General features: G+C 63.6%; 3 protein-coding genes and 1 pseudogene. 3 read left to right on the top strand and 1 reads right to left on the bottom strand.

Going from position 1 to position 2895, the window contains the following annotated elements; translation table 11 throughout:
- Positions 1–1593, bottom strand: a 1593-nt coding sequence (locus EN879_RS30685; RefSeq protein WP_164774683.1) for an ATP-binding protein, incomplete at its 3' end; no start/stop codon positions are given.
- Positions 1594–1747: 154 nt separating this feature from the next.
- On the opposite strand from EN879_RS30685, the gene EN879_RS30680 reads away from it, so the two are divergent.
- The 3 genes and pseudogenes from EN879_RS30680 to EN879_RS30670 all read left to right on the top strand — a co-directional run.
- The gene (locus EN879_RS30680; RefSeq protein WP_027160588.1) at positions 1748–2311 is read left to right on the top strand and encodes an XRE family transcriptional regulator; all 564 of its coding nucleotides are present in this window, start codon (positions 1748–1750) and stop codon (positions 2309–2311) included.
- 4 nt (positions 2312–2315) lie between these two features.
- On the top strand, positions 2316–2624 hold the full coding sequence (locus tag EN879_RS30675) for a hypothetical protein (protein WP_013531040.1): 309 nt from the start codon (positions 2316–2318) through the stop codon (positions 2622–2624).
- 44 nt (positions 2625–2668) lie between these two features.
- A pseudogene (locus EN879_RS30670) lies at positions 2669–2895 on the top strand (GNAT family N-acetyltransferase); the annotation flags it as partial.

Below are 2895 nucleotides of genomic sequence, written 5' to 3'. Positions count from 1 at the left end.
CTCTTCGCGTTTGGCGGTGCCGGGGAGCAGGTGGCTCGGCAGCTTTTCGAACTTCAGCCGCATGGTCGTCGCCACGCCTTCGCCGAAGGCGATGGCTTCGCGCTGGCCCATCGAGGACAGGAAGGCAAGCGTCGAGGCGGAAGAGTCGGCAATCGCCGAGCGGATGATCGCCTGGTCCTGCTCATTGGCAAGCCGCATGGCGAAGAAGGTCGAGCATTGCGACAGGATGGTCGGGTCGAGCTCGCCGGGGCGCTGGGTGACGACGCCGAGATAGCAGCCATATTTGCGGCCTTCCTTGGCAATGCGCGACAGCGCATGCCTGGTCGGCGCGAATCCGAGACGCGGGTCGGCCGGCATATAGCGGTGCGCCTCTTCGCACAAAAACAGAAGCTGCAGCTTGCCTTCGCTCCATAGAGCGAGATCGAAGGCCAGGCGCGCCAGCACCGAACAGACGGAATTGACCACTTCGGACGGCATGCCGGCCATCTCGAAGCAGGTCACGGGACGGCCATGATGCGGCACGCGGAAGATGTTGCCGATCGTCTCGTGGATGGTGTCCTCGATCAGGCGCGAGTTGAACATGAAGCGATAACGTGGATCGGCCGCCGCCGATTCGATGCGCGTCTTCAGCGATTTGAGCGTCGGGCGATCGGTCTTGCTTTCGAGCATGCCCATGCGCTCATCGATCTGCTTCAGCAGGTCGGCGATGCGGTAAGGCACTGGCGTATCGGCGGTCAGCGCATCGCTGCCGCGCCTGATATAGGAGCCCGAATTCGGGTTGCGGTAGAGATTCTTGGCGGCCGGGATCAGGTCGCGCAAGGCATCGATTTCTTCCGGCTCGGTCTCGCGGCCCCGGAACAGCACCTCGGCGAATTCCTCCAGCGTGAACATCCAGAACGGAAGATCCAAGGTTTTGGAATCGACCCTGACGCAGTATTCGGGCAGCGATGCCGCGAACTCGTTGTGCGGGTCGAGGATCAGGATGCGCAGATCCGGCCGTGCCGCGATCGACTTGCGCAGCAGCAGCGAAACGGCGGTGGATTTGCCGACGCCGGTCGTGCCGACAATGGCGAAGTGACGCGCCAGCGTATCGTCGATAGCGATGTTGGCGGCGATCGTCTCGTCCTGCGCGAGCGTGCCGATCGTGATCGAATGACGCCCGGCAAGGTCATAGACCGCCTGCAGGTCGCGGGTGCGGATGCGATGCGCAACGGCGCCGATATGCGGATAGGTGGTGATGCCGCGGTCGAAGACCGGTCTGGCGCCGGGCTCCGCACCGTCACGGACTTCGCCGATCAACTCGATGCTGACCTCGATGGCGTTCTGGCCCTCATTGCTCCAGGCGCGGTCCGACTTGCCGATCGCGTAGACAAGGCCGACGGTTCGCGTCGATCCGAGATTGATGGAAATCATCTTGCCGACTGTCCACAGGCCGGTCACCGCGCCGTCGGCATCGTCCGCATAGGCGCTGATGGTGGCGCGAGCGCCGTCGCATTGCACGACATTGCCGAGGATGCGCTTGTCGTTCTGCTCGGTCTGGCGGCGCTCCTGCGAGGTCGGTTCCCCCACGGAGGCTTCGCGTTCGACATACATGGACAGGCCAATCCCCATTTCCCTGGAGAGTCGATCCTACCCGAATGGGGTTAAGGCCCGATGAGGTCGGATGGTGTAGAGAGCATTAAGGGGCCTGTGAAAATTGTCGCAAGGCGGCTCTTCTCCGGCGTCAATATTTCACTATAATAGACATATGGATGATATAGCGAACGAAATTTCCTCGACGATAGGCCGCAGGATACACGCCGAAAGGGTCATGCGTGACTGGTCCCTGGCCGAACTGGCGGAGCATTCCGGCGTCTCGAAGGCGATGCTCAGCACGATCGAGCGAGGCAAGACCAGCCCGACGGCGGCGCTTCTGGTGCGCATCGCGTCGGCCTTCGGCATGACGCTGTCGACCTTGATCGCGCGCGCCGAGCTGCAGGGCGGCGGGCTGCTGCGCGAGGCCGACCAGCCGGTATGGCGCGATCCCGATACCGGCTATGTCAGGCGGCATCTTTCGCCGGCTGGCGATATGCCGCTGGAACTGATCAAGGTGCATCTGCCGGCGGGCGCCAGGGTCAGTTTTCCGGCTGCTTCATACGCCTTCATCAAGCAGCAGATATGGCTGATTTCCGGGCGGCTCGAATTCATCGAAGGCGATATGGCGCACAAGCTCGAGCCCGGCGACTGCCTGGCGCTTGGGGCGCCGTCGGACTGCACCTTCCATGCCCTGGAGCCCGGCGCCGACTATCTGGTCGCCCTGGTCAGAGGCTGACACAATGGCAAAGAGACCAAAGCGCTCCCACAATGGGGGGCCGCCTCTCGATGAGTACAAGGGCCCGCCATGGGGCACGGGCGATCCCTATATCTTCCTGGCCTGGCAGGCAGCGCACGCCAAGGCGTGGAAGGCGCCGAGCCACGAGGTCATGCTGTTGCGCATGGACAGAGCCGAGCGGCTTGGCCTGACCTACGAGGAGTACACGCTCGAGATTCTCGAGCGCGGGCGGCACCTCGGGCACGAAGATGCCGACCGCATCAGCGCCATCAAGGCGGCGCGAAAGCGTCGCCGCGCGCGCCATCTGGAGTGACGGCAATGCGCCCGCTTCTATCGCAATCACAGGATATCCCGCACATGAACTCGATCGAGATCGCAACCCTGACCCCGGCTGCCGAGACGCAGGACGGGCTGGCCGAATTGCTGGTCGCAACGGTGGCGGCAGGCGGTTCGGTCAGCTTCATGCATCCGTTGGCGCCGCAGGCGGCGAGGGGTTTCTGGGAGAAATCGCTGGCCGCGGCGGCAAGGGGCGAAAGAGCGATGCTTGGCGCCTGGGACGGCAAAAACCTGGTCGGCACCGTGAC

It is taken from the genome of Mesorhizobium sp. M7A.F.Ca.AU.002.02.1.1 (assembly GCF_003998535.1).
In the GTDB taxonomy this organism is placed as follows: Bacteria; Pseudomonadota; Alphaproteobacteria; order Rhizobiales; family Rhizobiaceae; genus Mesorhizobium; species Mesorhizobium ciceri.
This window is presented reverse-complemented; position numbering and strand designations above follow the sequence as displayed.

Excerpts from the sequence above, each read along its gene's own strand:
- EN879_RS30680 (WP_027160588.1), top strand. The coding sequence starts at position 1,748 with ATGGATGATATAGCGAACGAAATTTCCTCGACGATAGGCCGCAGGATA.
- EN879_RS30675 (WP_013531040.1), top strand. The coding sequence starts at position 2,316 with ATGGCAAAGAGACCAAAGCGCTCCCACAATGGGGGGCCGCCTCTCGAT.